Genomic DNA, 25,879 nt, shown 5'->3' with positions numbered 1-25,879 from the left:
AAGTCAAAATATTTTTGGCAGAAAAACAAAAGACTAAACACAATTTAGCGCAATTCCACCCAAATCTTCTCCTCTTTTGTTTCAGACGGCCTCTTTCCGCCTGCCGCTATCCATTCCCGGGCGAATTTCTGTTACACTCCGCTTCATCTTGCAAGCCTTGATTTATATAATAATTTATTGAAAATCATTCGCGCAGGCCGTCTGAAAATCGGCCGCTGCGAAAAATGTAATAAAAATACAAGGCTTACACCGCAAACATCAAACAAACCCTTTTCAAAACATAGGACACTACCATGAGTGACACCTTAATCACGCTGACCATCGACGGCCATGAAGTCAAAGCGTCGGCCGATTCGTCCATCATCCAAGCCTACGCCCATGCCGGTAACGCCATTACCGCCAACGTCGGCTGCATGGGTCAGGGCGTGTGCGGTTCCTGCCGCTGCATGATCCGCAAAGAAGGCGACCGCGAAGTGACCACCGCGCTGGCGTGCGAAACCAAAGTGGAAGCCGGTATGCAGGTCAGCTTCATCGACTATTTTATTCCCGAATACGTCCAATACTACGACGTGAGCGAAGTCGGAGACGGCTGGAACTGGCTCGACGACACCGCCAAATCCTTCCCCGAAGCGCAGCACTGCCGCCACTGCGGCGGCTGCAACCGCGCCTGTCCGAAAGGTTTGGAAGTGGAAAACGGCGTGGCGCAAGTGGTGTCCGGCGATTTCGGCGCGGCGGCCGATACCTTCGACCAATGCGTAATGTGCAATCTCTGCACACTTTCCTGCCCCGAACACATCCGTCCCAACCACTTGGGTCTGTTTGCCCGCCGCATGAAAGCCGCGCGCACCCTGCGTCCGGTAGATTTAATGCGCCGTTTGCGCGAAATCGACAGCGGTAACATGAAAGTGGAATACGAAGAGGAGAATGTGTAATGGCTGACGTACAAGTGCAAGGCATCGCCTACGAAACCGCATTGGAAAACCTGCGCAATTCTGCTCTAGAACTGTGTGGCGACTTACCCCCCAAAGACGAATTACTGCGCCAATACCACCCCGACTATCAAGCCGGTGCGCGCGTAAAACTGCCCATCGGCCCGAATGCGGGCGACTACTGCCATCCCGATTTGGCCAAACTCTTAACCAGCCAACCGCTGATTGACGACTACGATTTGTCCGGCGCCGAACATTTGAACACCGACGTATTGGTGATTGGCGGCGGTGGTGCAGGTGCAGCGGCGGCATTGTCGGCCACCGAAGCCGGTGCGCGCGTGATTATGGCCAACAAACTGCGCATAGGCGACAGCAACACCGTAATGGCCGAAGGCGGCATGCAGGCGGCGGTCGGCGCGGAAGACAGCTTGCAGCAACACTTCGACGACACCATCAAAGGCGGCCACAACGCGGCGAAAAAAGCGCTGGTGGCGCAAATGGTGACCGACGCCCCTTCCGCCGTGCGCTGGCTGATTGGTTTGGGCATGACCTTTGACCTCGCCAAAGGCGAAGGCAACGACGGCCATTTGAGCCGCAAACGTGCCGGCGGTACCACCGTGCCGCGTATTTTGAGTTACCGCGACTTTACCGGCTTGGAATTAATGCGCGTGTTGCGCGAAGCCGTTGAGTTGGACGAAAACATTACCCAGCTCAACCGCCATCCGGCCATCGAATTATTGTCTGACGAACACGGCCGCTGCGTCGGCGCGATTCTCTACGATTTGGAAAAACGCAGCTTAGTATTGGTACACGCCAAAGCCGTGGTTTTGGCAACCGGCGGCAGCGGCCGCCTGCATTTGCAAGGTTTCGCCACTTCCAACCACTACGGCGCGACCGCCGACGGCTTGGTCATGGCTTACCGTATCGGTGCGAAACTGCGCGATGTCGATTCCTTCCAATACCACCCCACTGGCGTGGCACACCCGCCGCATTTGGCCGGTGCGCTGATTTCTGAAGCCGTGCGTTCGGCCGGTACCAAACTGGTTAACGGCTTGGGTGAGCGTTTCGTGGATGAGCTGCAACCGCGTGACGTGGTCGCCGCTGCCATTCTGCGCGAAGTGGCCGAAGGCCGCGGCGTGGTGCGCGACGGCCAAGTCGGTGTCTTCCTCGACACCCCGCGTTTGATTGAAAACGACCCCGACGTGTTGAACCGTTTGGTCACTTTAGGCCACGTTGCCCACAAATGCGGCCTTGACCCCGCCGAGTACCCGATGATGATACACCCGACGCTGCACTACCAAAACGGCGGCATGGAAATCAACGGCGACGGTTCGACCTCGATAGAAGGTCTGTACGGCGCCGGCGAAGTGACCGGCGGCATCCACGGCCGCAACCGTCTGATGGGCAACGCCCTTTTGGACATCATCAGCTTCGGCCGCCGCGCCGGTAAAGCTGCCGCCACCTGCGGCCTGCCGCTGAAAAAAGTACGCGGCGGCGTTGACCACGTGCACGATTTGCAACGCGAAATGACCCGCGCCGGTTTGCACAGCGATGTGAAAGCCCCCGTTTTATATCCCGATTACGGCACCTTCGATTTGCGCGAACACGCCGGCCTGCAAGGAGAACAAGCATGAACCAAGCCAACCAAAACCTGCTCCATCCGTCGCGCCAAGTCGGTGCGGACTTGGCCGCATGGCGTAAAGTCGGCGGCGGCGAAGGCCTGCGCGCGGCCTTGGACAACCCGACCGAAATCGTTGCCAAACTGCAGGAAGCCAACCTCTGCGGCATGGGCGGCGCGGGTTTCCCGACCTGGCGCAAATGGGAAGCGGCTGTCGCTGCGCAAAGCAAACACGGCGACAAATACGTCGTGTGCAACGCCAACGAAGACGAACCGGGTACATTTAAAGACCGCGTTTTGCTGGAAAAAACGCCGCACCAAGTCATCGAAGGCGTATTGATTGCCGCCGTTGCCTGCCGCGCCAACAAAGCGATTCTGTATGTCAATCCGCACCAAACCGAATCCATCGCTTCCATCGTTCCGGCGATTGAAGAGTGGAAAAAAAGCGATTTGTTCATTAGAATTGAAAACTATTTGCAAAAACCGCTGGATTTGAAACTGGTGGAAACATCCGGCCGCTATATCGGCGGCGAAGAAACCGCTGTGATTTCTTGGCTGGACGGCGGTTTCCCGTTCCCGCGCCGCAAGCCGCCGTTCCCCGCCGAAAGCGGTGTGGCAGGCGAACCGACCCTGATTAACAACACCGAAACCTTCGCCAATATCCCGCAGATTCTGGCCAAGGGCGCGGAATGGTACAAATCCTTGGGTCTGGGCGACGCTGTCGGCACGAAACTGTATTCGCTTTCCGGCGACGTATTGAACCCGGGTTTGTATGAGCTGCCGATGGGTACGACCCTGCAAGAGCTGATTTATGTACACGGCGGCGGTATGCTGGAAGGCCGTACCTTTAAAGCCGTGTTTACCGGCGGTCCGTCAAATACCCTGCTGACCGCCAAAGACTTGGATGTGCCGCTGGACTTCGTGTCTGTACGCGAACGCAAATCCAGCTTGGGTACCGGCGCGATGATTGTGATTTCCGAAGGCACCAGCGTGGTGCGAAAAGTTTCCGAGTATGTGGAATTTTTTGCCGCCAACTCCTGCGGCCAATGCCCGCCGTGCAAAGGCGGTACTTACCAGCTGTCGCGCCTGTTAAACCGCGTGGACACCGGTATCGGCACCGCCGACGACCTGCGCGCCATGCAGAGCCTGTGCAAACTGCTGCCGCGCAGCGGCCGCTGCGGTCTGATTGACGGCGCGGTTACCGTGTTGCAAAGCTCGCTGCGCACTTTCCCGGAAGAGTACGGTCTGCCTGCTGAACAGGATAATTAATCTTTTCAGACGGCCTTTAATATCATCTTGCATATTAAAGGCCGTCTGAACAGCCCTCCGTCAAAGAAATCTAAAATCATGGCGTATAGGCGGCTTGCCTATGCCCCGTTGCCGTTTTCGATTTCCGGCGTAGCTGCTCGATTCCGTAAACCCCATTTTTTCAGACGGCCTTTAACAGCATTTAAAGGCCGTCTGAAAACCGAGTTTTACCATCCCTCTTAGGAGATTCTCATGGGCTTCAAGCCAATCCCCGCAGCCGTTTCGGTTATTCTCGCGCTGCTTATCTGGTTCGTCATCCCTGTACCCGAAGGCGTATCGCCGCAGGCATGGCATTTGCTGGCGCTGTTTGTCGGCATTATCGCCGGCATCATCGGCAAAGCCATGCCCATCGGCGCGATGGCGATTCTGGCCATTACGCTGGTCGCACTGACCGGCGTGACCGTACCCGAGCTGGTTGACGGCGAACCCGTTAAAAATCCGGCCGGACAAGCCATCAAAGACGCGTTGAGCAGCCTCAACAACTCATTGATTTGGATGATCGGTATCGCCATTATGATTTCGCGCGGCCTGTTGAAAACCGGCCTCGGTATGCGTATCGGCTACCTGCTGATTTCCCTCTTCGGCAAACGCACGCTGGGCGTGGGTTACAGCCTGGCATTTGCCGATCTGCTTATCGCGCCCGTTACCCCGTCGAACACCGCACGCGGCGGCGCGATTGTGCACCCGATTATGAAATCCATCGCCCTGAGCTTCGATTCAGACCCAGAAAAAGGCACGGAAGGCAAAATCGGCAAATATCTGGCGCTGGTCAACTACCATGCCAACATCATTAGCTGCATTATCTTTATTACCGCCACCGCGCCCAATCCGCTGGTGGTCGAGCTGGTTGCCAAAGCCACCGACTCACAAATCAGCCTGACATGGGGAACTTGGTTTGCCGCCATGGTCGTACCCGGCTTGGTCGCCATGCTGCTGATGCCGCTGGTGCTGTATTTCATGTACCCGCCCGAAATCAAACAAACACCCAACGCCACTTCTTTGGCTAAAGAGCAGCTGAAAGAAATGGGCCCGATGAAACGCGCAGAAAAAATCATGCTGGCTATTTTCCTGCTGCTGTTGCTGCTGTGGGCAGGTGTGCCGGATATGCTGTTCGGCGTAAAAGTGGACGCCACCACCACCACCTTCCTCGGCTTCGCCCTATGTCTCTTAACCGGCGTACTGACTTGGGACGACGCCCTGAAAGAAAAAGGCGCATGGGATACCGTAGTATGGTTTGCTGCTTTGGTAATGATGGCTAACTTCCTGAACAAATTGGGCTTAATCGGCTGGTTGTCCGAATTTATGAAAACCCACATCAGCGGCATGGGCTTGGGCTGGGAAGCCGGCTGCGCCCTCTTGATGCTGGCCTACCTGTATGCGCACTACGTTTTCGCCAGCGGCACCGCCCACGTTACCGCCATGTTCGGCGCATTCTACGGCGCAGGCTTGGCACTGGGCGCCCCACCCATGCTGTTCGCCCTGATGATGGCCGCCGCTACCGGCATCATGATGTCGCTGACCCACTATGCCTCCGGCTCTTCACCGGTCATTTACGGCTCCAACTTCGTTACCATGCCAGAATGGTGGAAAGCCGGCTTCGTCATGAGCGTGCTCGAGCTGCTGATTTTCGCCACCATCGGCCTGCTATGGTGGAAAATATTGGGTTACTGGTAATGCAGTAATACTTCATACAATTAGTTTTGACTAATAAACCGAAGGCCGTCTGAAAATAAATTTTCAGACGGCCTTCGGTTTATCTTAAATATTCAAATAGCATTAAGAAAGCCAATAAGGAACGTTGTAGCTCCCTCTCTCATCTCGTAGTGCTACAATTTTAATTTCCTACTCTTACTTAAATGCGTAGTTGTAGCTCCCTCTCTCATCTCGTAGTGCTACAATCTGAAAAAGAAAGGCTGGACGGTCAGAGCAGTTGTAGCTCCCTCTCTCATCTCGTAGTGCTACAATAATGCGCAAATCAGGACAGCGTTATTTATGGTTGTAGCTCCCTCTCTCATCTCGTAGTGCTACAATTTAGACGGCTCAAATTCCCGTATTTCATACGTTGTAGCTCCCTCTCTCATCTCGTAGTGCTACAATTCGGTAAGGGTACAGATGTGAAGTTTGGCGGTTGTAGCTCCCTCTCTCATCTCGTAGTGCTACAATAAAGGCTTCTAGCGCAGTAATACGGGTGTTGTTGTAGCTCCCTCTCTCATCTCGTAGTGCTACAATTTCGCTCATGCTGTCTGCTCCATGTTGATGGTTGTAGCTCCCTCTCTCATCTCGTAGTGCTACAATTCCAAGACAGCATGTTCGACATCGAAGCTTGTTGTAGCTCCCTCTCTCATCTCGTAGTGCTACAATCCGCCCGTGTTGAAGGCGCGGAGGGTTCGAGTTGTAGCTCCCTCTCTCATCTCGTAGTGCTACAATGCTGGCGCGGTCGGGACTTCACGCCTGAAGGTTGTAGATCCCTCTCTCATCTCGTAGTGCTACAATTTGATGCCCTGCATGTCCATCGCGGCAGCGGTTGTAGCTCCCTCTCTCATCTCGTAGTGCTACAATTACATATTACTGTCCTGTAATACCATCACTGTTGTAGCTCCCTCTCTCATCTCGTAGTGCTACAATATGTAGTCATGATTGAAAAACCGAGAATCTGTTGTAGCTCCCTCTCTCATCTCGTAGTGCTACAATGGTACGATTCAAGGCAAGCATATCGCGGCGGTTGTAGCTCCCTCTCTCATCTCGTAGTGCTACAATCCGAATTGGCCGCGTTAAAACAAACCGTGAGTTGTAGCTCCCTCTCTCATCTCGTAGTGCTACAATGCCCGACGTATGACGCACGTTTGCCCATACGTTGTAGCTCCCTCTCTCATCTCGTAGTGCTACAATGAGCCGGTGTTACTGAATGCCGAGCTGACCGTTGTAGCTCCCTCTCTCATCTCGTAGTGCTACAATTGTAGTGGAAACGGGTACTCGCGCCTTGAAGTTGTAGCTCCCTCTCTCATCTCGTAGTGCTACAATCTTATTGAGTTATTAGCGGCTAAGGGGTGCGTTGTAGCTCCCTCTCTCATCTCGTAGTGCTACAATAAAGGCGTTGTGCTGATGTATTTATTGCATGTTGTAGCTCCCTCTCTCATCTCGTAGTGCTACAATAAGCCACCGCCGCCGTCAAGTGGACACGCGGTTGTAGCTCCCTCTCTCATCTCGTAGTGCTACAATGGTACGATTCAGGGTAAGCATATCGCGGCGGTTGTAGCTCCCTCTCTCATCTCGTAGTGCTACAATCCGATGCCGAAAACGAACTGAAAGTGCGCAGTTGTAGCTCCCTCTCTCATCTCGTAGTGCTACAATCCGTGAAACTTCCCAATGCGCCGAAACTGAGTTGTAGCTCCCTCTCTCATCTCGTAGTGCTACAATTGTTGCCGCAGGTAAACGTCCACGCTTTGTGTTGTAGCTCCCTCTCTCATCTCGTAGTGCTACAATGGCTGACCTGCCATTTCACACCCGCCGCCAGTTGTAGCTCCCTCTCTCATCTCGTAGTGCTACAATACAATTTGACGCTTTTGGATGTACCGAACCGTTGTAGCTCCCTCTCTCATCTCGTAGTGCTACAATTGACGTGGTCACACTCCGCCTGACGCCCGAGTTGTAGCTCCCTCTCTCATCTCGTAGTGCTACAATTGGCGGAATTCGTCGCCACAGGCAAGCTGGGTTGTAGCTCCCTCTCTCATCTCGTAGTGCTACAATTAGATTTTCGGACGGTATTTTGCCGTTATGGTTGTAGCTCCCTCTCTCATCTCGTAGTGCTACAATATATCGGCGGTGGCGGCTACACCGGCTACGGTTGTAGCTCCCTCTCTCATCTCGTAGTGCTACAATCTAAAGCCTATGACACCGTCGGCACGAAATGTTGTAGCTCCCTCTCTCATCTCGTAGTGCTACAATTTTCTGCGCGCACTCTGTCGTTTACCTTGGGTTGTAGCTCCCTCTCTCATCTCGTAGTGCTACAATTGGATGCGGGCGCAGGGGCAAGAACTCCTAGTTGTAGCTCCCTCTCTCATCTCGTAGTGCTACAATTTCAACAAAGAGGAGAGTGCGCTGATTTTGGTTGTAGCTCCCTCTCTCATCTCGTAGTGCTACAATTAGGCGGGGCCCCAGTATTCATCTTCCGATGTTGTAGCTCCCTCTCTCATCTCGTAGTGCTACAATAGCACCGAGCGGCGATATGTCCACCACGGCGTTGTAGCTCCCTCTCTCATCTCGTAGTGCTACAATGCGGTCAAAATCAATATCAGGCCATTTTAGGTTGTAGCTCCCTCTCTCATCTCGTAGTGCTACAATTGAGATTCTGAAAACCGTTCAAGAAAAAATGTTGTAGCTCCCTCTCTCATCTCGTAGTGCTACAATTTGAATCAGTTGAAACTGCTTTGCCCATACGTTGTAGCTCCCTCTCTCATCTCGTAGTGCTACAATTTGAATGTTTGGTAAAAGCCTTGTATCCGCGTTGTAGCTCCCTCTCTCATCTCGTAGTGCTACAATTGTGAACTTTGACAAGCGTGTCAACGGCATGTTGTAGCTCCCTCTCTCATCTCGTAGTGCTACAATTGAGATTCTGAAAACCGTTCAAGAAAAAATGTTGTAGCTCCCTCTCTCATCTCGTAGTGCTACAATTGCACTTGGATTGCAACCTGAAGATATTTGGTTGTAGCTCCCTCTCTCATCTCGTAGTGCTACAATTTTACAAACAGGGAGGCGAATTTACTGCGCGTTGTAGCTCCCTCTCTCATCTCGTAGTGCTACAATGAAAGTCATGTTCTGGCTTCAAAAACTCGTGTTGTAGCTCCCTCTCTCATCTCGTAGTGCTACAATTTTTTGGTTTTACGGCTTTGCTGATGAACTGTTGTAGCTCCCTCTCTCATCTCGTAGTGCTACAATTTGGACTTCGCTCATAGCCTTGCAGACAGGGTTGTAGCTCCCTCTCTCATCTCGTAGTGCTACAATTGGCAGCCTAATCGTGAAAACAGACGGGAAGTTGTAGCTCCCTCTCTCATCTCGTAGTGCTACAATAACCGAATCCGCTGAACCGTGAAACTTGGGGTTGTAGCTCCCTCTCTCATCTCGTAGTGCTACAATGAAGTGCAGCATGAGCGTGCGCGGAGTCGTGTTGTAGCTCCCTCTCTCATCTCGTAGTGCTACAATCGGCGCAGCTGAACGCTTCCGGCCTTAACGGTTGTAGCTCCCTCTCTCATCTCGTAGTGCTACAATCGCCAAAGCCGTATTACCGTTTTTGTTGTCGTTGTAGCTCCCTCTCTCATCTCGTAGTGCTACAATTGTCCAACCGCGTGCCGGAGGGCGACACCAGTTGTAGCTCCCTCTCTCATCTCGTAGTGCTACAATGCGGGGCGGCGTTGAGTTGGTAGCTCACACGTTGTAGCTCCCTCTCTCATCTCGTAGTGCTACAATTCTCCCAGCGTACATAACAGCCCCTTTTCAGTTGTAGCTCCCTCTCTCATCTCGTAGTGCTACAATAGCATGGCCAGCACAACCCCGAGTCCGATGGTTGTAGCTCCCTCTCTCATCTCGTAGTGCTACAATCTATGCAAATTTGGGCAGGCTGGGGAGGCCGTTGTAGCTCCCTCTCTCATCTCGTAGTGCTACAATGATTCGGTAAAACTCTGCAGCCATCTGTCAGTTGTAGCTCCCTCTCTCATCTCGTAGTGCTACAATAGAAGTAATACGTATCCGTGACCGCCACCCGTTGTAGCTCCCTCTCTCATCTCGTAGTGCTACAATGTAAAGCGCGGGCGGCCGTGGTGCAAAACGGTTGTAGCTCCCTCTCTCATCTCGTAGTGCTACAATTCTGTGGCAGCCGTTGCTGCCGTAATACGTGTTGTAGCTCCCTCTCTCATCTCGTAGTGCTACAATACACCACGCTTGCGCCGTCCAAATTCGCACGTTGTAGCTCCCTCTCTCATCTCGTAGTGCTACAATAAACCGCCGACCGCACCGCCCAGCATGGCCGTTGTAGCTCCCTCTCTCATCTCGTAGTGCTACAATCCCCTCAGGGCAGGCAAGGGTACAGGCAGGTTGTAGCTCCCTCTCTCATCTCGTAGTGCTACAATTTATTTCCAAACGCTACACTGCCAGCCTTCGTTGTAGCTCCCTCTCTCATCTCGTAGTGCTACAATGGCATCCGCAGCGTGGTGAGCACCTTTCAGGTTGTAGCTCCCTCTCTCATCTCGTAGTGCTACAATTGACCGCGTTGGCGAAAACGTCGCCTTCTTGTTGTAGCTCCCTCTCTCATCTCGTAGTGCTACAATAGGCAGGGCGGTCGTCCACTTCGGCTTGTCGTTGTAGCTCCCTCTCTCATCTCGTAGTGCTACAATTTCCGCCTGAGAACATGCGGCCAAAAACATGTTGTAGCTCCCTCTCTCATCTCGTAGTGCTACAATAATTAACTTTCGGATAAAACTCTGTTTGCCGTTGTAGCTCCCTCTCTCATCTCGTAGTGCTACAATTCCCCTACCGCTAAAGCAACGCCTCTTGCTGTTGTAGCTCCCTCTCTCATCTCGTAGTGCTACAATCTTCGGCTACATCTTGCACGTCATCAGCAAGTTGTAGCTCCCTCTCTCATCTCGTAGTGCTACAATGGTGCGTCTGCACCAACCAGCTTCACAAAGGTTGTAGCTCCCTCTCTCATCTCGTAGTGCTACAATCTCGGGATAATTACCCGTTTTTCCACTGCGGTTGTAGCTCCCTCTCTCATCTCGTAGTGCTACAATTCAGTAATTATTACAGTGCCACGGTGTCGAGTTGTAGCTCCCTCTCTCATCTCGTAGTGCTACAATAACGGTAAACATCGCGTAAAACTTCTTCTGGTTGTAGCTCCCTCTCTCATCTCGTAGTGCTACAATCAGCGTGTTTTCGGGCAGCGTCTGGAGTTTGTTGTAGCTCCCTCTCTCATCTCGTAGTGCTACAATCGACTTGATTGCCGACGGCACGATTCAGGGGTTGTAGCTCCCTCTCTCATCTCGTAGTGCTACAATGGAAACCACAGTCAGACCGATATTAATTTAGTTGTAGCTCCCTCTCTCATCTCGTAGTGCTACAATCAGATTTCGGGGTCGCCGTCCAAGCAGCGGGTTGTAGCTCCCTCTCTCATCTCGTAGTGCTACAATTTGTCCAAGTCCCGCCGCCTCCTGTCGTTTGTTGTAGCTCCCTCTCTCATCTCGTAGTGCTACAATCCTAAGCGGGGAATCCTTATAAAATAAGGGTTTTTCGCTTTATTTCCTTCTGAAATTTGCTTTTTAAAACAGTAAAAGCTGGTCTGCATTGACCTTTTTTTCCCGTTTTTTCGCTTCTCCAAGTAGAATATACATCCCGGCAAACTGCTTTTCGGTAACCTCTAAACACCGTATCGAACCTTCTTTTGGCAGTTGTGCTTTCAGACGGCTGTGGTGCTTTTGCAACGCATCACGCCCTCTGATAATACGGGCATAAACCGATAATTGCAGCATTTGATAACCGTCTTTTTGCAAAAACTGGCGAAATTGGTTAGCCGCACGGCGTTTTTCTGCGGTAGTGACCGGTAAGTCGAAGAATACAATCAGTCGCATAAATTTGGCCTCACTCATATTCCTGTACCTTTAATGTCAGCATTTGTGGCAATTTCAGCAGTTTGGCATCATTTGCTGTTAAGGCTGTCTGAAAAGACTGTACCGTGCGGTCAATCGCTGCCAATACGCTGTAAATTTTGCCGTTTAGCCGGATTTGATGACACAGTAATCTGACGATTTCTCTTTTATTCGTTGGCGATAATCCGTCTTCTACGCCTTGGGTTCGCATGGTTTCATAGGCCAATAAATCCACAATTTGCCGATAAGGTTCGATAATATCGTCGGCTAAATTGAAGGCATTTAATTCGCTGCGGTGGTGCAAACCCAATACGGGCAAAAAGCCGTATTGCACCAAGGCTCGGGCAATGGCGGAGCGGATAACGCTGTAACCGTAATTCAGGTAGGCATTTATCGGATGCGCATTATTTCGGGTGAATGATTCGCCAAACAGTACGCGAAAATACAAAGCAGCTGCCTGTGATTCGGCAAATCCTTTGTCACCGGATTTCACTTCCTCTGCCAAAGTTTTCAGACGGCCTGCGGCAATATCATGACCGCTGTGTTCTAATAGCCATGCCTGATTGCGGATTTTTTGCTGCACGATTTTTTGCCACAGTTGTTTTTTCTGCGGTTGGCTCATGCCAATTTGCAGTTTGAGGATTTTCAAACTGCGGTGATATTGGGCAAACGGCAGCCATTGGCCGCAAGGCAAAAACTGGTCATCACAAGTCAGCAAAGTAATACCGTATTGTGCCAATGCGGACAATAATGGTGCGGTAATCACCACCTCCCGCGCTTCAATCATAATCACGGCAATATCTTCTAAGGGTACGGGATAGGCTTCATCCTGTTGGATGAGCAAATGCTTTTGCTGTAAAGATAAGCGTGCAGGTTGGTTAATCAGAATGCTGCGCCATGTCATGCGTTTCTCCTGTATAAAAAAATGCTGCCGCGCTGTAAACACGGCGGGCAGCATAGATGTTATTTTTTCTTATCAGTCAATAAAGGGCGATTTTTGGGCTTGCTCAAACGAATTTCTTTACCCAAAGGATCAACTTGGTATTTTTGGAAAGATAAAACGGTTTTGACACCAACACGTTGTATCCCATCCTTGCCAAAATTTTTATCCAAATCATGGGCTTTGATACCAATTGCACCAGTAGCTCTATCCAAACCTACATAATATCCCAAAAGCGTTTCCTTCTTACTTACAACTTCCACCAAATCATTCGGATACAGGGTAAATTTAAACGCAAAACTGTCATCCATTTCATCCCATTCTGCTTCATCTTTACCGTGCACTACCGCCTTATTCGGCAAACTTCCCTGTGCCACCTGCCACGCATAGACCGGCACCAGATAATTTTTACCGTCTTTGCCGAACACATCCACCCTAACCATAGTGGCATTGTCAGCAATCCCATTACCATCCCGCACCATTACGCCGGATTTTTGCACCAGCTCCACACGCACCGATTTGATTTGCGCCCCCTTATTTCCGTGTTTATCCAACTTATAAAACGGCTGCTCAAACGCCTTAGCCGGATCGTCTTTAAACGCGGCAAGCCGCGCAGCCAATGCATTATACAAAGCCGGTTCGCGATTCGGATAACCGACGATGCGTTCGATATCCTTGGTCTTCAACTGCGTCAACGGCAGTTTGACCACGCTGACTTTCTCATCCAAGCGTTTGGCCGATTTGATGGTTTCCAAATGCCCTTGCCCGGTCATCTTGCGGTTTGGCGCCCGCGATACAAACAGCTGGGTAACAAAATCATGCACCGCTTCAGGGCGTGAGGGCAATTGTTCGCGCAGGGTTTCAGACGGCCTGTCGTCAAATACGCGTATCATCACTTCTTCGCGGAAATACGGCCACGGCGCGGGGAAATGTACGCGCAATACTTCGCCCGTCTTCTTATCCACCACATCATCGCGCAATACCTCGGCAATATGGCTTTCTTTGCGGCGGATAAAATCGGTAATCCGCTTTTGCATGGAAACGGTCGAGCATGCGACAACGATGGCATCCAGCGCGTGATGGCGGTCGTTGTCTTCGCGCACTTTTTTCAGCCCCCAGCGGCCGCGCAGTAAGGCGGTGATTTGACCGTTGGAAGCAAAGACACGTTTTTTACCCTGTCCGTTTAAATGTAGATTTTGTTCAATGAAATTGCATAAAAAATGTGCCACATAGCGGGTATCATTTAAATTACGCGCCATAAAGCCTTCTTCGTCCAACTTCTTGGTCATTACCCGCTGCTTTTTGCCATACGAAAAACGACTGCCGTCAACCCGCGCCGCAAACTCGCGCCAGCGTTGGCTGTCGCTTGCGCCGCCTAAATATTCATACGGCGTTTGATTGCGCTTTTTCTGATTTTCACTGCCCAACACCAGCACTTTATTGTTGAAACTGTCATCCCAAGTGCGTGAAAACGGCAGAGCATGGTCGATTTCCACATAGCCCTTTTCCGGCAAGCGGTGCAAATCCAAGGCCACACCGGAATACAGACATTTGCCGTGTTGCTGCTCATACAGGCGCAGTTTTAAAATATCCTGCGCTTTCGGCTCGCCGATAAAGTTCGGGAAGCACTCTTTAAATCTATCCGCCGCCCGTTCGCGCTCTTTACGGTTGTCCTCTTGCCGTTTCTGCAAATCCTTGCGGTCTTTAAACGACTTGCCGACTTCGCGTCCGGTTTCGATATGCACGCGCAGCGGCGAACCGTATCGGCGGATGATTTCATTGACCACTTTGCGCGCCTGGCTTAAGGTGCGCAACACCACCGGATTACGGATTTCATCCACAGGAATCGGCGGCAGAAGCAAGTTTTCTTCCTGCTTTTTCAAACCGTAATGGTCGCCATAGACCACTTGGCAGGCTTCATCGTAGCGTTTGCCATCTTCCATCAGCGGCAGGATTTTGCTCAAGGCTTTCAGCGAGAGTTGGATAAATTTATCAAAACCCAACCCGGCCAATAATGCCTGCAATACAGGCTCGGAAACTTTGTCTTTCAGACGGCCTGATATATCCTCATCGGTTTTATACAACGAAAACGCCGTGCCGATTTCATCCAATAATTCAGGATCGCGCACGCGGTTTTCCCATTCTTTTTCCAAACCCGCGTCTTTTAAAACCTTACGGATGGCATGATAGGCAGTCATTTCCATCAGCGTTTTACCTTCCGCTTTTTGACGCTCTTCATCACGACTATAGCGCAAACCTTTAAATACTGCGTTTTCAGGCAAATCCAGTTCTTTACGCACCTGTTTGTAGGTCAGCTTGGCGTTTTTATACGGCATATTGATAAGCGCCTGACGCTCGGCCGCGCTTAATGCCCGCTCCTCGCCATCGCATTGAATCCGCAGATTGTTGAGCTTAGTCAGCCACACAAAACGCTCGGCAGAATACGTATGTTTCGCTGCTTTATATTCCTCCGGCTCAAACGTACATTTACCCAGCATTTTCAATACCGCTTCGCCCTGCAAAGCTTTGCGCTGCGTCATCAGCAAAACATCCACTTTTTGTTCAAAATCTGCCGATGTAAACGGGTTGCCCAATTCACGTTGCTTTTCAAACAGCAAATGCAGTTCCCGTTGCAAATCCAAGCGGTTGAAGGTATGCGCATAATCGCCGCCCTTATTGCGCAAATGATTGCCGAATGTCTTAACCGCCAACTCCGCCGCGCTGCGGTAATCACCCGTTTTCAAAGCCGCGCTGTTTTTCGCTACCCCTGCCAGCAAACGCCCTAATTCTTTATCTGCCGATTGCGTTTCATGCTTACGCTGCGACAAATACCCGCGATGTTTCACCAAATGCAGCAATATTGCCGCCCATTCTTTGGCATTCAACAATCGATCCAAAACGGCAACGCGCAACTGCCATGCGTCTATCGGCAAGCCAACGGGCAGGCCGTCTGAATTAAAATCGGCGGCAGCCAATACGCCTTCGCGTTTCAACAAGCGGCGCAAACGCAGCAAACGGTGTGCACGTCGGCGGATTAGGCGGCGCACGCTGCGTGCCTGCCGCCGTGCCAAGGCCAACGATTCGCCCGTTTTCGGCACTTCCGCCCGCTCAAATGTGCGCACGCCGCAATCAAGCAGGCCGATGGGGTTTTCATGTTCATCCACCCATACCAAAGCCCATCCGACCGAAGCAATCCCCAAATCCAAACCCAAAATATAGCGTTGCGGTGTTAATTTCATATCTCTCACTCCCTTTTGTTTTGATTGAAGAATAAATAAGAATTCTTTATATCACATTTTTATATTTGCCCAAAATGAATATTGGCTTGCAATTTCACAGATAACGCTTTATGATTAAGCCATTGTTGCACTACGAGATGAGAGCCGTTGCTACAATAAGGCCGTCTGAAAAGATGTGCCGCGACGTTTACTGCCCCTTGTTTACTCTGGTAAACAAGGGGCATCGTCTTTCTGCCGTTTGCGCATACCGATATTCCCATTTCAGACGGCCTTTGCGCTACAATCGCCCTATCCTATCTTCTTTATTCCCCGATACCACCGTGAAAATACTGATTCTCGGCAGCGGGCAGGTCGGTTCGACCGTTGCCCAAAACCTTGCCACCACACCCAGCAACGACATCAGCGTCATCGACATCGACGAAAAAGCCCTGCACCGGCTCGGCAGTCGCTGCGATGTGCAGACCATTGTCGGCAACGGCGCTTCGCCGTTTGTTTTGGAACGGGCGGGTGCGGCCGATGCCGATTTACTGCTGGCGCTGACCCGCAGTGACGAAACCAATATCGTCGCCAGCAAAATCGCCGCCGATTTGTTTAATGTGCCCAGCCGCATTGCCCGTGTGCGCTCCAGCGAATATTTGGAATACACGTTTGGCGATGATGAGGCCGACAGCCTGAGCATTTTCGACATTACCGAAACCATCAGCCCGGAGCAGCTCGTGACCGAGCAGTTGGCCGGCCTGCTCAATTACACCAGCGCTTTGCAGGTATTGAGCTTTGCCGACGACCGCGTGCGCATGGTGGTGGTGCAGGCGCGTAAAGGCGGTTTGCTGGTCAACAAAGAAATTTCGCAGATTAACGAGCACCTGCCCGACGGCGTGGACTGCCAAATCTGCGCCATCTACCGCAACAACCGCCTGATTGTGCCTTCGTCTAAAACGGTCATTATCGAAGGCGACGAGGTATTTTTCGTGGCCAGTATCCACAGTATCGAAGCCATCATGCGCGAGCTGCGCCCGAAGGAAGCGCGTACCCGCCGCATTATGATTGCCGGCGGCGGTAACATCGGCTACCGTTTGGCCAAGCAGTTGGAAAGCCGCTATGATTTGAAAATCATCGAATACAACCCGAGCCGCGCCGAGTGGCTGTCGGAAAACCTCGACAACACCCTGGTATTGCAAGGATCGGCCACCGATGAATCGCTGCTCAATGAGGAATATATCGACGAAATCGACGTCTATTGCGCCCTGACCAACGACGATGAAAACAATATTATGTCCAGCCTGTTGGCGAAAAACCTCGGCGCCAAGCGCGTGATTGCCATCGTCAACCGCTCCAGCTACGTGGATTTGCTGGAAGGCAACAAAATCGACATCGTGGTGTCGCCGCACCTGATTACCATCGGCTCGATTCTGGCGCACATCCGCCGTGGCGACGTGGTGGAAGTGCACCCGCTGCGGCGCGGCACGGCGGAAGCGATTGAGGTCGTCGTTCACGGCGACGCGCATACTTCCGCGCTGGTCGGCCGCCGCATTATGGACGTGGAATGGCCGACGGGCTGCCACTTTGCCGCGCTGGTGCGCGGCGAGGAAGTGATTATGGGGCACCAAACCGAAGCCGTATTGCAAGACGGCGACCATATTATTTTCTTCGTTTCGCGCCGCCGCGTATTGCGCGAATTGGAAAAACTGATTCAAGTGAAAATGGGCTTTTTCGGCTAAAGGCCGTCTGAAAACCCTTATTGATAAAAAGGAAGCGTCCATGCGTACCGTTTTACTGACCGCATTACTCTTAACCACCACCCTGCCCGCTGCCGCCGAGCCGCTGAATTACAACATCGTTGAATTTTCCGAAAGCGCGGTATTGGAAGTGCCGCGCGACACCATGACCGCGCGCTTCCGCATTTTTGCCGAAGGCAAAGAACGCAACGCCGTCAGCCAAGCCTTTGCACAAAAATTCAATGCATTCAACCGCCAAGCGCAGGGAAAAGCGTTTAAAACCGAGCTGTTGAGCCGCAGCGTACAGCCGCGTTACCAATACAACAACGGCAAGCGCACCCAGACCGGTTGGGAAGAATCAGCCTCTTTCAAAGTAGAAAGCCAAGATTTCGCCGCCCTCAACCGCCTGATTGCGCAAACGCAAAACGAAGCCAACGTCGAATACACCGCGTTTTCCGTATCCAAGGCCAAACGCGAAGCGGCGGTAGATGAAGTGAGCAAAGCCGCCATCGTGCGCTTCAAAGACCGTGCTCAAACAATCACCCGAACATTGGGCTTCTCCGGCTATAAAATCGTCAAGCTGAATTTGGGGCACATCGGCAGCCGCACCATCGAAAGCAATGCCGTGCAGATGAAAATGCTCCGCGCCGCCGCACCAATGGCGGCAAACATGCAGGCGGACACGGTCGATACCGCCTCGCCGGGTACGGAAGAAATCAGCATTACGGTGGACGGCACGATTCAGATGTAAGGCCGTCTGAAAACCGGATACCGCCCATATTTGAAAAATGTACCGTTTAATAGTTTGAACCCGTGTTACTGGATATATATAGTAGAATCATCAAAAAACCAAACCGAGTAGGTTGGGATGAAATCCCAACGGAAGTTCGGACATATGTTGGGTTTACAACCAACCTACTCGGGGCTTATTTATGGTTTGGTTTTTAGGTAATTTGACTATAAAAAAGCATGCCGTCTGAAATTTTCAGACGGCATGCTTTTTTCAGACGACCTTACCGTTAAACCGCGTCTGCCGATACTGCCGACACCACCGCTTCGCCAAACGCCAACACCGCTTCGCCCTTCTCCTCATCCCAATCAATGCGCACGCGGCCGCCGTCGGCAAGTTTGCCAAACAGCAGTTCGTCGGCCAAAACCTTGCGGATTTTGTCCTGAATCAGGCGGTGCATCGGTCGGGCGCCCATTTGCGGGTCGAAGCCTTTTTCCGCCAGATAGCGGCGCAGCGCAGGCGTGAACTCGGCTTCTACTTTGCGGTCGAGCAGTTGTTTTTCCAGTTGCAGTAAGAATTTATCCACCACTTTGGCGATGACTTCGCCATCAAGCGGCGCAAACGGAATCACCGCGTCCAAGCGGTTGCGGAATTCGGGCGTAAACAGGCGGTTGATGGCCTGCATTTCGTCGCCGCGCTCGCGTTTGGCGGTAAAGCCCAAACTCGGGCGGCTCAGGCTTTCCGCGCCGGCATTGGTGGTCATAATCAGCACCACGTTGCGGAAATCCGCGCTTTTGCCGTTGTTGTCGGTCAGCTTGCCCGCGTCCATGACTTGCAGCAGGATATTGAAAATATCGGGATGGGCTTTTTCGATTTCATCGAGCAGAATCACACTGTGCGGCTGCTTGTTGACCGCTTCGGTAAGCAGGCCGCCCTGATCGAAGCCGACATAGCCCGGCGGCGCACCAATCAGGCGCGATACGGCATGGCGTTCCATATATTCCGACATATCAAAGCGTTGCAGCGGCACGCCGAGTGAGAAAGCCAACTGGCGGGCGACTTCGGTTTTGCCGACACCGGTCGAGCCGGAAAACAAGAAGCTGCCGATGGGTTTGTCGGGCAGCCCCAAGCCGGAGCGCGACATTTTCACGGCGGACACCAGCGCGTCAATGGCGGTGTCCTGCCCGAACACCATGTTTTTCAAATCGCGAGCGAGGAACTGCAACACCTGTTTGTCGTCGTGCGACACGGTTTTCTCGGGAATACGCGCTACCTTAGCCACCACCGCTTCGATTTGCGCCTTGCCGATAACTTTTTTCTGCTTGGATTTGGGTTGGATACGCTGCGCCGCACCTGCTTCATCGACAATATCAATCGCTTTATCCGGCAGGAAACGCTCGTTGATATAGCGGGCAGAAAGCTCGGCCGCCGCTTCCAGCGCGGCTTGGGTATAGCGCACTTGGTGGAATTCTTCAAACATGGGCTTGAGGCCGCGCAGAATCTGTACGGTTTCGGCTATGCTCGGCTCGGCGATGTCGATTTTCTGGAAACGGCGGCTTAAGGCGTGGTCTTTAGCGAAAATGGTGCGGTATTCGTCGTAAGTGGTCGCGCCTATGCAGCGCAACGCGCCTTTGGCCAATGCGGGTTTCAAGAGGTTGGACGCGTCCATCGTGCCGCCGCTGGTGCTGCCCGCGCCGATGATGGTGTGGATTTCGTCAATAAACAACACCGCATTCGGCACGGTTTCCAGCTGTTTCAACACGGCCTTGACCCGCGCTTCAAAATCGCCGCGATATTTGGTACCCGCCAGCAGCGCACCCATGTCCAGCGCATACACCACCGCATTTTGCAGCGTTTCCGGCACTTCGCCGTTGACAATTTGGTGCGCCAAACCTTCCGCCAGCGCGGTTTTACCCACACCCGCCTCGCCGACCAAAAGCGGATTGTTTTTGCGGCGGCGGCACAAAATCTGCACCAGCCGTTCCATTTCCACTTTGCGCCCGATAAGCGGGTCAATGCGTCCGGCCTTCACTTCTTCGTTTAAATTCAAGGTGTAATCGGCCAGCGGATTGCCTTTGCTTTCTATATTTTCTTCGCCGTCGCTGCCTTGACCGTCTGAAGATATGCCTTCCGCCGCTGTGCCGCCGTGGGCGATGTGGCTCAGGATTTCAAAGCGCGTTACCGATTGCAGCTTGAGGAAATACACCGCATGGCTGTCGGTTTCGCTCATGATGGACACCAATACGTCCAGCGGCGAGACATCCGCCTTGCCTGCCGACTGCGCGTGTATCATCGCCCGCTGAATCACTCGCTGGAAACCCATCGTAGGCTGGGTTTCCGTGGTATCGAGCAGGTTTTCGGGAATCTGCGGCGTGTTTTCCGCCACGCTGTCGGCCAGCTGCGCCGTCAAAATCTTCAAATCCGCGCCGCATTCGCGCAACACATCAGCTACGCCGCCGTGTTCTTCCAGCAACACCAGCAGCAGATGTTCGATACCGATAAATTCGTAACGCTCGCCGCGCGCCTCGGTATAGAGCAGCTGCAAAATGCGTTCTAATTCTTGTGAAATCATGGCTTTAAACCTCCTCGACGGTGCATTGCAGCGGATGGCCTTCGGCCTGGGCGCGCTGCATGACTTGTTGTTGTTTGGTCAGGGCGATGTCGCGGGTATAAGTGCCGCACAAGCCCTTGCCTTCGTGGTGCACCAGCAGCATCACCGCCACCGCCTGCTCTTGGCCGAGCATGAAAATTTCGGTTAACACTTCCACCACAAATTCCATGGTGGTGTAATCGTCGTTGAGCAAAAACACGCCGTAGCGTTTGGGCGGCTGCATGCGTAGGCGCTCGTCCAACAGGGTATCCGACTCGCGGCCGGTATTAGGGGTATTCATTTATACATTAACTTCCGTGATATTCAGCCTGATTGTCTCCCATATGGGGACGATTTTGTTGTTTTTTGGTTTATTTTAATAAAAAATTCGATTTTTCCCAATCATTGCTTGACGTTTGCCTTTAACAAATGTAAAAAGACGGTTAAGCAGAGTCGGCACTCGAATAAGCATAAGTGTTTTGGGAGAAACTCGAAACTTCTACGTTTTACGCATTGCCTTATTTGCTGTTTTTGTTAATTTTTTAAAGTATAGGAAGTTCTAATGGCAACCGGTATCGTAAAATGGTTCAACGACGCTAAAGGTTTTGGTTTCATTACCCCTGACGAAGGCGGCGAAGATTTATTCGCTCACTTCTCAGCCATCAACATGGATGGTTTCAAAACCCTGAAAGAAGGCCAACGCGTGTCTTTCGAAGTGACCACCGGCCCTAAAGGCAAACAAGCTGCTAACATTCAAGCTGCTTAATCGAGTGCGGTGCAAACCACGAAAAAATATGGCGGGTTGTCCCGCCATTTTTTATTGCCTGTCACAATGAGCCGTTATTATTCCCGCCATATCCATAAGCCATGAATACAATCAAACCCGGTATCTACCGCCACTACAAAGGCAATTTATACGAAGTAACCGGCCTCGCCCGCCACAGCGAAACCGAAGAAGCGATGGTGGTGTACCGCGCCCTCTACGGCGATTACGGCTTATGGGTGCGCCCCGCCGCCATGTTCGCCGAAGAAGTGGAAATCAACCGACAGAGCCTGCCGCGTTTCCAGTTGGTTAAAGCATTTGAATAGCCGTGGGACGTTAGCCGCCTCAAGCGGTGTAACGTACCGATTAGAGGATGTTTGCTGCAATCCCAACCGTCCGCGGTGCAATACGGTGCACCGCCTATTGCACCCTACGGCTCATTAGCAGCCCGTTTTTTCGTTATAGCTAATAAACTTTGAAATGCATACAAACATCAGGTGGCTGAGCGCAGTCGAAGCCGCAGGCAGGGCTTCGACTGCGCTCAGCCACCTGTATGTAAAATATAATTTCTCAGTTATATTTCGCATACGCTGGCCAACTTTACCCATTTTCAGACGGCCTGAAAACCTGTGCTAAAATAGGCCGTCTGAAAAACACCCTCTATCTCTATAAAGAATCCGAATCATGAGTATTGCCAATAATAAAAAAGCCTTTCACGATTTCTTTATCGAAGACCAAATCGAAGCCGGCCTGGTATTGGAAGGCTGGGAAGTCAAAGCCGTGCGCGCCGGACGCGTTCAGCTCAAAGAAAGCTATATCTATTGGAAGCGCGATGCGTTTTATCTGGTCGGCTGCCACATCACGCCGCTGCCCACCGCCTCCACTCATGTCAAACCCGACCCCGTCCGTCCGCGCAAATTATTGCTCAATCAAGCCGAAATCAACAAGCTCATCGGCAAAACCGAGCGTGCCGGTTATACCATCGTGCCGCTGAATCTGCACTACAACCGGGGCCGCATCAAAATGGACATCGGTTTGGCCAAAGGTAAAAAGCAACACGACAAACGCCAAAGCCTGAAAGAAGCGGATTGGAAACGCGAGAAACAGCGTTTGATGAAAAACGTGCGCTGATACCGTTTACCCAAACACACGCAAGATTGCACTTTACCCGCTTTTCAGACGGCCTGATTGCCCCAATAATCAGGCCGTCTGAATTTTTTTGGAGCACGCCGTGCGACAAGCCTCCCTTGCCCTGCCCCTGTTTCTGATTATTTTCGGTGCGGTCTGGTTTCTCAAAACCACCGGCATCCTGCCGGCCACCGCCACCCTGATTGCCATCGGCCTGGCCGTGGCCGGTATCGCCGTATTGGTGATGGACGGCATCAACAAGCAGTCCGTTATTTCCGGCCCGATACTGGTGTATATCGGCGCGGCGGTGTATCTGCGCACGCAATATTGGTTTCCCTACTCGCCGCTGATTGCGCTGGGCATGATGGTGCTCGGTTTCCTGCTCTTGCTCTCGCGCAGCGATTTGGTGCCGGAAAAACGCCAGAAACAAATCGAGCGTTTGTAAACCTCTTCCGACAAAAAAGGCCGTCTGAAAACGTATGCTTAAACCCGATACGTTTTCAGACGGCCTTTTTATCTGCTGATAAATCAATAATTTTTAGCAATACCCAACAACACGGCAGCCAAAACAATCAACACAATCCCCAAGATAACTTTTTTCATTTGGTCGGGCGTTTTGTGTTCTTTCAAAATAAAAATCGAACCCAATGTCGAAATGGCCACCGCCACCTGCGCCAGCGAGAAGCTGATGGCCACACCCACGCGCGGCTGGGCGAGAAACATAAAAAAGCTGCCCAATGCCCACACAATACCCGGCAGGATGTTTTTAAACGCATCTTTATTATACGGCCGCTCTTTCACCGTCAGCAGCAGCGCCATCAACACCATACCGATACTTTGCGGCAAAATCGCATCCGAACCTTTAACCTTGAAAAATGCTGCCAACACCGCATAAGCCAGATAACCGGCGGTCGATACCGCCAACATCACCAGCGCCCCGCGCATGTTTTCCTGTCCCGCCGCATCTTTGGGGGCATTTTTCGCACGTGCCGAAGTCAGAAACACGCCCGCCAAAATCAGCAGCAGCGCCGCCAAACCCAAACCGGTTGTCATCGCGTTATGCCATTCCGACAACACCAACGCGCCGAACAATGTCGTAGCAATCAGCTGCATACCGGTTGAAATCGGCATGGTCGTGGCCGCACCGAGTTTCTTAATGCTTTGCAACTGCCCGATTTGCCCAACCGACCACAGCGCACCCGAAGCCAGTCCTACCCAAAATACTTTAGTGGTAATCACCGGATCGGAAAACGCATAGTTCACCACGGCAAACAACAATGCGCCCACGGTAATCCCCAACAGCTGGCTGTAAGCCGTACCGCCGATATACACGGTAAACAAAATCATCGAGCCCCAAAACAGAGCCGGTAACAACGCCAAGAAGAAATCCATACGACCTCCTATAAAAGTAACTTAACTACAAACATTATACGCACACGCCTGCGCATGCAAGCAAGTTTCCAAACTATTCTTTGCACCCGCATAAACTATCTTTAATATTAGCGATTGCTTTTAAAAGTAAAAATCAAAATCATCCGATAAATTTGCCATAAAATACGGCCATGCGTTCTATTCCATCCAGCCGCAGATGAAATATAGATACACCCTATAAAGGCCGTCTGAAAAATGGTACAATACGCCGTTTTCAGACGGCCTGAGCCGTATTCCTAACCGTTTCTTTATTCAAGAAAACATCATGACCCAAGACAAAATCCTTATCCTCGATTTCGGTTCGCAAGTAACCCAGCTTATCGCCCGCCGCGTGCGCGAAGCCCACGTTTACTGCGAGCTGCATTCCTTCGATATGCCTTTGGCCGAGATTAAAGCCTTCAATCCCAAGGCCATCATTCTCTCGGGCGGCCCCAATTCCGTGTACGAATCCGACTATCAGGCCGACACCGGTATTTTCGATTTGGGCATTCCCGTGCTCGGTATCTGCTACGGCATGCAGTTTATGGCCTACCACTTGGGCGGCGAAGTTACTCCGGGCAACCAGCGCGAATTCGGTTACGCGCAGGTGAAAACCATCGACAGCGAATTGACGCGCGATATTTTCGACGAAACCCCGAATACCTTGGATGTGTGGATGAGCCACGGCGACAAAGTATCCAAACTGCCGGAAGGCTTTGCCGTTATCGGCGACACCCCGTCCTGCCCGATTGCCATGATGGAACACGCCGAAAAACAATTCTACGGCATCCAGTTCCACCCCGAAGTCACCCACACCAAACAAGGCCGTGCGCTGATTAACCGCTTCGTGCTCGACATTGCCGGTGCGCAACCGTCTTGGACCATGCCCAACTACATCGACGAAGCCGTGGCCAAAATCCGCGAGCAAGTCGGCAGCGACGAAGTGATTTTAGGCTTGTCCGGCGGCGTGGATTCCTCCGTGGCCGCCGCGCTGATTCACCGCGCCATCGGCGACCAGCTGACTTGCGTATTCGTCGATCACGGCCTGTTGCGCCTGAACGAAGGCAAAATGGTTATGGACATGTTTGCCCGCAACTTGGGCGTGCGCGTGATTCACGTCGATGCCGAAGCGCAGTTCCTCGACAAGCTGGCCGGCGAAACCGACCCCGAGAAAAAACGCAAAATCATCGGCGCCGAATTTATCGAAGTCTTTGACGCGGAAGAGAAAAAACTCACCAACGCCAAATGGCTGGCGCAAGGCACGATTTACCCTGATGTGATTGAAAGCGCGGGCGCGAAAACCAAAAAAGCCCACGCCATCAAATCCCACCACAACGTCGGCGGCCTACCGGAAGACATGAAGCTGAAATTGCTTGAGCCGCTGCGCGATTTGTTTAAAGACGAAGTACGCGAATTGGGCGTGGCGCTCGGCCTGCCGCGTGAAATGGTCTATCGCCATCCCTTCCCGGGCCCGGGCTTGGGCGTGCGCATTTTGGGTAAAGTGAAAAAAGAATACGCCGACCTGTTACGTCAGGCCGACGACATCTTTATCCAAGAATTGCGCAACACCAAAGACGAAAACGGCACTTCATGGTACGACCTCACCAGCCAAGCCTTTGCCGTGTTCCTGCCGGTAAAGTCCGTCGGCGTGATGGGCGACGGCCGCACCTATGATTACGTCGTCGCCTTGCGCGCCGTCATCACCAGCGACTTTATGACCGCGCACTGGGCGGAGCTGCCCTACTCCCTGCTCGGCCGCGTGTCCAACCGTATCATTAATGAAGTCAAAGGCATCAACCGCGTGGTGTACGACGTGAGCGGCAAACCGCCCGCCACGATTGAGTGGGAATAAGCTATTCGTCCGATTTGCAATCA

At 52.1% G+C, this 25,879-nt stretch carries 17 protein-coding genes and 1 CRISPR repeat array; of the genes, 11 read left to right on the top strand and 6 right to left on the bottom strand.

Annotated elements, in window-relative coordinates; translation table 11 throughout:
• Positions 1–293 precede the first annotated feature (293 nt).
• The 4 genes from J2T37_RS01855 (at position 294) to J2T37_RS01840 (ending at position 5,529) form a co-directional block, all read left to right on the top strand.
• Positions 294–932, top strand: a complete 639-nt coding sequence (locus tag J2T37_RS01855) for a 2Fe-2S iron-sulfur cluster-binding protein (RefSeq protein ID WP_253353500.1) — start codon at positions 294–296, stop codon at positions 930–932.
• Positions 932–2,563, top strand: coding sequence for an FAD-binding protein (locus tag J2T37_RS01850; RefSeq protein ID WP_253353499.1), 1,632 nt, complete (start codon positions 932–934; stop codon positions 2,561–2,563). The genes J2T37_RS01855 and J2T37_RS01850 overlap by 1 nt, the downstream gene beginning before the upstream one ends.
• Positions 2,560–3,816 carry a complex I 51 kDa subunit family protein gene (locus tag J2T37_RS01845; RefSeq protein WP_253353498.1) on the top strand — a complete coding sequence of 419 codons (1,257 nt, stop codon included), beginning with the start codon at positions 2,560–2,562 and terminating at the stop codon, positions 3,814–3,816. The genes J2T37_RS01850 and J2T37_RS01845 overlap by 4 nt, the downstream gene beginning before the upstream one ends.
• Positions 3,817–4,047: 231 nt before the next feature.
• The gene (locus J2T37_RS01840) at positions 4,048–5,529 is read left to right on the top strand and encodes a DASS family sodium-coupled anion symporter (RefSeq protein ID WP_253353497.1); all 1,482 of its coding nucleotides are present in this window, start codon (positions 4,048–4,050) and stop codon (positions 5,527–5,529) included.
• 123 nt (positions 5,530–5,652) lie between these two features.
• Positions 5,653–11,099: direct repeats of the CRISPR family, unit length 36 nt; unit sequence GTTGTAGCTCCCTCTCTCATCTCGTAGTGCTACAAT.
• Positions 11,100–11,162: 63 nt separating this feature from the next.
• On the opposite strand, the gene cas2 is transcribed toward J2T37_RS01840, so the two are convergent.
• Genes cas2 through cas9 form a run of 3 tightly spaced genes read right to left on the bottom strand, consistent with a single transcriptional unit; the run spans position 11,163 to position 15,668 of the window.
• The gene (gene cas2, locus J2T37_RS01835; protein ID WP_253353496.1) at positions 11,163–11,489 is read right to left on the bottom strand and encodes a CRISPR-associated endonuclease Cas2; all 327 of its coding nucleotides are present in this window, start codon (positions 11,487–11,489) and stop codon (positions 11,163–11,165) included.
• Positions 11,482–12,393 (bottom strand): type II CRISPR-associated endonuclease Cas1, encoded by a 912-nt coding sequence (cas1, locus tag J2T37_RS01830; protein ID WP_253353495.1) that lies wholly within the window; start codon positions 12,391–12,393, stop codon positions 11,482–11,484. Before cas1 ends, cas2 begins: the two co-directional genes overlap by 8 nt.
• A gap of 59 nt (positions 12,394–12,452) precedes the next feature.
• Positions 12,453–15,668, bottom strand: coding sequence for a type II CRISPR RNA-guided endonuclease Cas9 (gene cas9, locus J2T37_RS01825; protein WP_253353494.1), 3,216 nt, complete (start codon positions 15,666–15,668; stop codon positions 12,453–12,455).
• A gap of 320 nt (positions 15,669–15,988) precedes the next feature.
• Between cas9 and trkA the strand changes: the two genes are divergently transcribed.
• Both trkA and J2T37_RS01815 read left to right on the top strand, forming a co-directional pair.
• Entirely contained in the window at positions 15,989–17,386 is a 1,398-nt protein-coding gene (trkA, locus tag J2T37_RS01820) for a Trk system potassium transporter TrkA (RefSeq protein WP_253353493.1), read from the top strand.
• A gap of 40 nt (positions 17,387–17,426) precedes the next feature.
• On the top strand, positions 17,427–18,134 hold the full coding sequence (locus J2T37_RS01815; RefSeq protein ID WP_253353492.1) for an SIMPL domain-containing protein: 708 nt from the start codon (positions 17,427–17,429) through the stop codon (positions 18,132–18,134).
• Between the two features lie 268 nt (positions 18,135–18,402).
• On the opposite strand, the gene clpA is transcribed toward J2T37_RS01815, so the two are convergent.
• The gene (gene clpA, locus J2T37_RS01810) at positions 18,403–20,685 is read right to left on the bottom strand and encodes an ATP-dependent Clp protease ATP-binding subunit ClpA (RefSeq protein WP_253353491.1); all 2,283 of its coding nucleotides are present in this window, start codon (positions 20,683–20,685) and stop codon (positions 18,403–18,405) included.
• Between the two features lie 4 nt (positions 20,686–20,689).
• A complete protein-coding gene (clpS, locus tag J2T37_RS01805; RefSeq protein WP_253353490.1) occupies positions 20,690–21,004 on the bottom strand; it encodes an ATP-dependent Clp protease adapter ClpS in 315 nt (104 codons plus the stop codon).
• A 261-nt stretch (positions 21,005–21,265) separates the two neighbouring features.
• On the opposite strand from clpS, the gene J2T37_RS01800 reads away from it, so the two are divergent.
• The 4 genes from J2T37_RS01800 (at position 21,266) to J2T37_RS01785 (ending at position 23,039) form a co-directional block, all read left to right on the top strand.
• Positions 21,266–21,469 carry a cold-shock protein gene (locus J2T37_RS01800; RefSeq protein WP_016687461.1) on the top strand — a complete coding sequence of 68 codons (204 nt, stop codon included), beginning with the start codon at positions 21,266–21,268 and terminating at the stop codon, positions 21,467–21,469.
• A 101-nt stretch (positions 21,470–21,570) separates the two neighbouring features.
• Positions 21,571–21,792, top strand: a complete 222-nt coding sequence (locus tag J2T37_RS01795; protein ID WP_253353489.1) for a DUF1653 domain-containing protein — start codon at positions 21,571–21,573, stop codon at positions 21,790–21,792.
• A 358-nt stretch (positions 21,793–22,150) separates the two neighbouring features.
• Positions 22,151–22,597, top strand: coding sequence for an SsrA-binding protein SmpB (smpB, locus tag J2T37_RS01790; protein WP_253353488.1), 447 nt, complete (start codon positions 22,151–22,153; stop codon positions 22,595–22,597).
• 100 nt (positions 22,598–22,697) lie between these two features.
• Positions 22,698–23,039, top strand: coding sequence for a LiaF transmembrane domain-containing protein (locus J2T37_RS01785; RefSeq protein WP_253353487.1), 342 nt, complete (start codon positions 22,698–22,700; stop codon positions 23,037–23,039).
• An 83-nt stretch (positions 23,040–23,122) separates the two neighbouring features.
• Here the strand turns inward: J2T37_RS01785 and J2T37_RS01780 are convergent, their stop codons facing one another.
• Positions 23,123–23,986 (bottom strand): GRP family sugar transporter, encoded by an 864-nt coding sequence (locus J2T37_RS01780; RefSeq protein ID WP_253353486.1) that lies wholly within the window; start codon positions 23,984–23,986, stop codon positions 23,123–23,125.
• Between the two features lie 304 nt (positions 23,987–24,290).
• Here J2T37_RS01780 and guaA point away from each other — a divergent pair, with 304 nt between their 5' ends.
• Positions 24,291–25,856 (top strand): glutamine-hydrolyzing GMP synthase, encoded by a 1,566-nt coding sequence (gene guaA / locus J2T37_RS01775; RefSeq protein WP_253353485.1) that lies wholly within the window; start codon positions 24,291–24,293, stop codon positions 25,854–25,856.
• The last annotated feature ends 23 nt before the right edge of the window (positions 25,857–25,879 follow it).

Origin of the sequence: Neisseria perflava, assembly GCF_024170405.1 — a bacterium.
GTDB lineage: Bacteria > Pseudomonadota > Gammaproteobacteria > Burkholderiales > Neisseriaceae > Neisseria > Neisseria perflava_B.
The sequence above is the reverse complement of the archived record's forward strand: the minus strand, read 5'-3'. Positions and strand labels throughout refer to the sequence as shown.

Excerpts from the sequence above, each read along its gene's own strand:
- J2T37_RS01855 (WP_253353500.1), top strand. The coding sequence starts at position 294 with ATGAGTGACACCTTAATCACGCTGACCATCGACGGCCATGAAGTCAAA.
- J2T37_RS01850 (WP_253353499.1), top strand. The coding sequence starts at position 932 with ATGGCTGACGTACAAGTGCAAGGCATCGCCTACGAAACCGCATTGGAA.
- J2T37_RS01845 (WP_253353498.1), top strand. The coding sequence starts at position 2,560 with ATGAACCAAGCCAACCAAAACCTGCTCCATCCGTCGCGCCAAGTCGGT.
- J2T37_RS01840 (WP_253353497.1), top strand. The coding sequence starts at position 4,048 with ATGGGCTTCAAGCCAATCCCCGCAGCCGTTTCGGTTATTCTCGCGCTG.
- cas2 (WP_253353496.1), bottom strand. The coding sequence starts at position 11,489 with ATGAGTGAGGCCAAATTTATGCGACTGATTGTATTCTTCGACTTACCG.
- cas1 (WP_253353495.1), bottom strand. The coding sequence starts at position 12,393 with ATGACATGGCGCAGCATTCTGATTAACCAACCTGCACGCTTATCTTTA.
- cas9 (WP_253353494.1), bottom strand. The coding sequence starts at position 15,668 with ATGAAATTAACACCGCAACGCTATATTTTGGGTTTGGATTTGGGGATT.
- J2T37_RS01815 (WP_253353492.1), top strand. The coding sequence starts at position 17,427 with ATGCGTACCGTTTTACTGACCGCATTACTCTTAACCACCACCCTGCCC.
- clpA (WP_253353491.1), bottom strand. The coding sequence starts at position 20,685 with ATGATTTCACAAGAATTAGAACGCATTTTGCAGCTGCTCTATACCGAG.
- clpS (WP_253353490.1), bottom strand. The coding sequence starts at position 21,004 with ATGAATACCCCTAATACCGGCCGCGAGTCGGATACCCTGTTGGACGAG.
- J2T37_RS01800 (WP_016687461.1), top strand. The coding sequence starts at position 21,266 with ATGGCAACCGGTATCGTAAAATGGTTCAACGACGCTAAAGGTTTTGGT.
- J2T37_RS01795 (WP_253353489.1), top strand. The coding sequence starts at position 21,571 with ATGAATACAATCAAACCCGGTATCTACCGCCACTACAAAGGCAATTTA.
- smpB (WP_253353488.1), top strand. The coding sequence starts at position 22,151 with ATGAGTATTGCCAATAATAAAAAAGCCTTTCACGATTTCTTTATCGAA.
- J2T37_RS01780 (WP_253353486.1), bottom strand. The coding sequence starts at position 23,986 with ATGGATTTCTTCTTGGCGTTGTTACCGGCTCTGTTTTGGGGCTCGATG.
- guaA (WP_253353485.1), top strand. The coding sequence starts at position 24,291 with ATGACCCAAGACAAAATCCTTATCCTCGATTTCGGTTCGCAAGTAACC.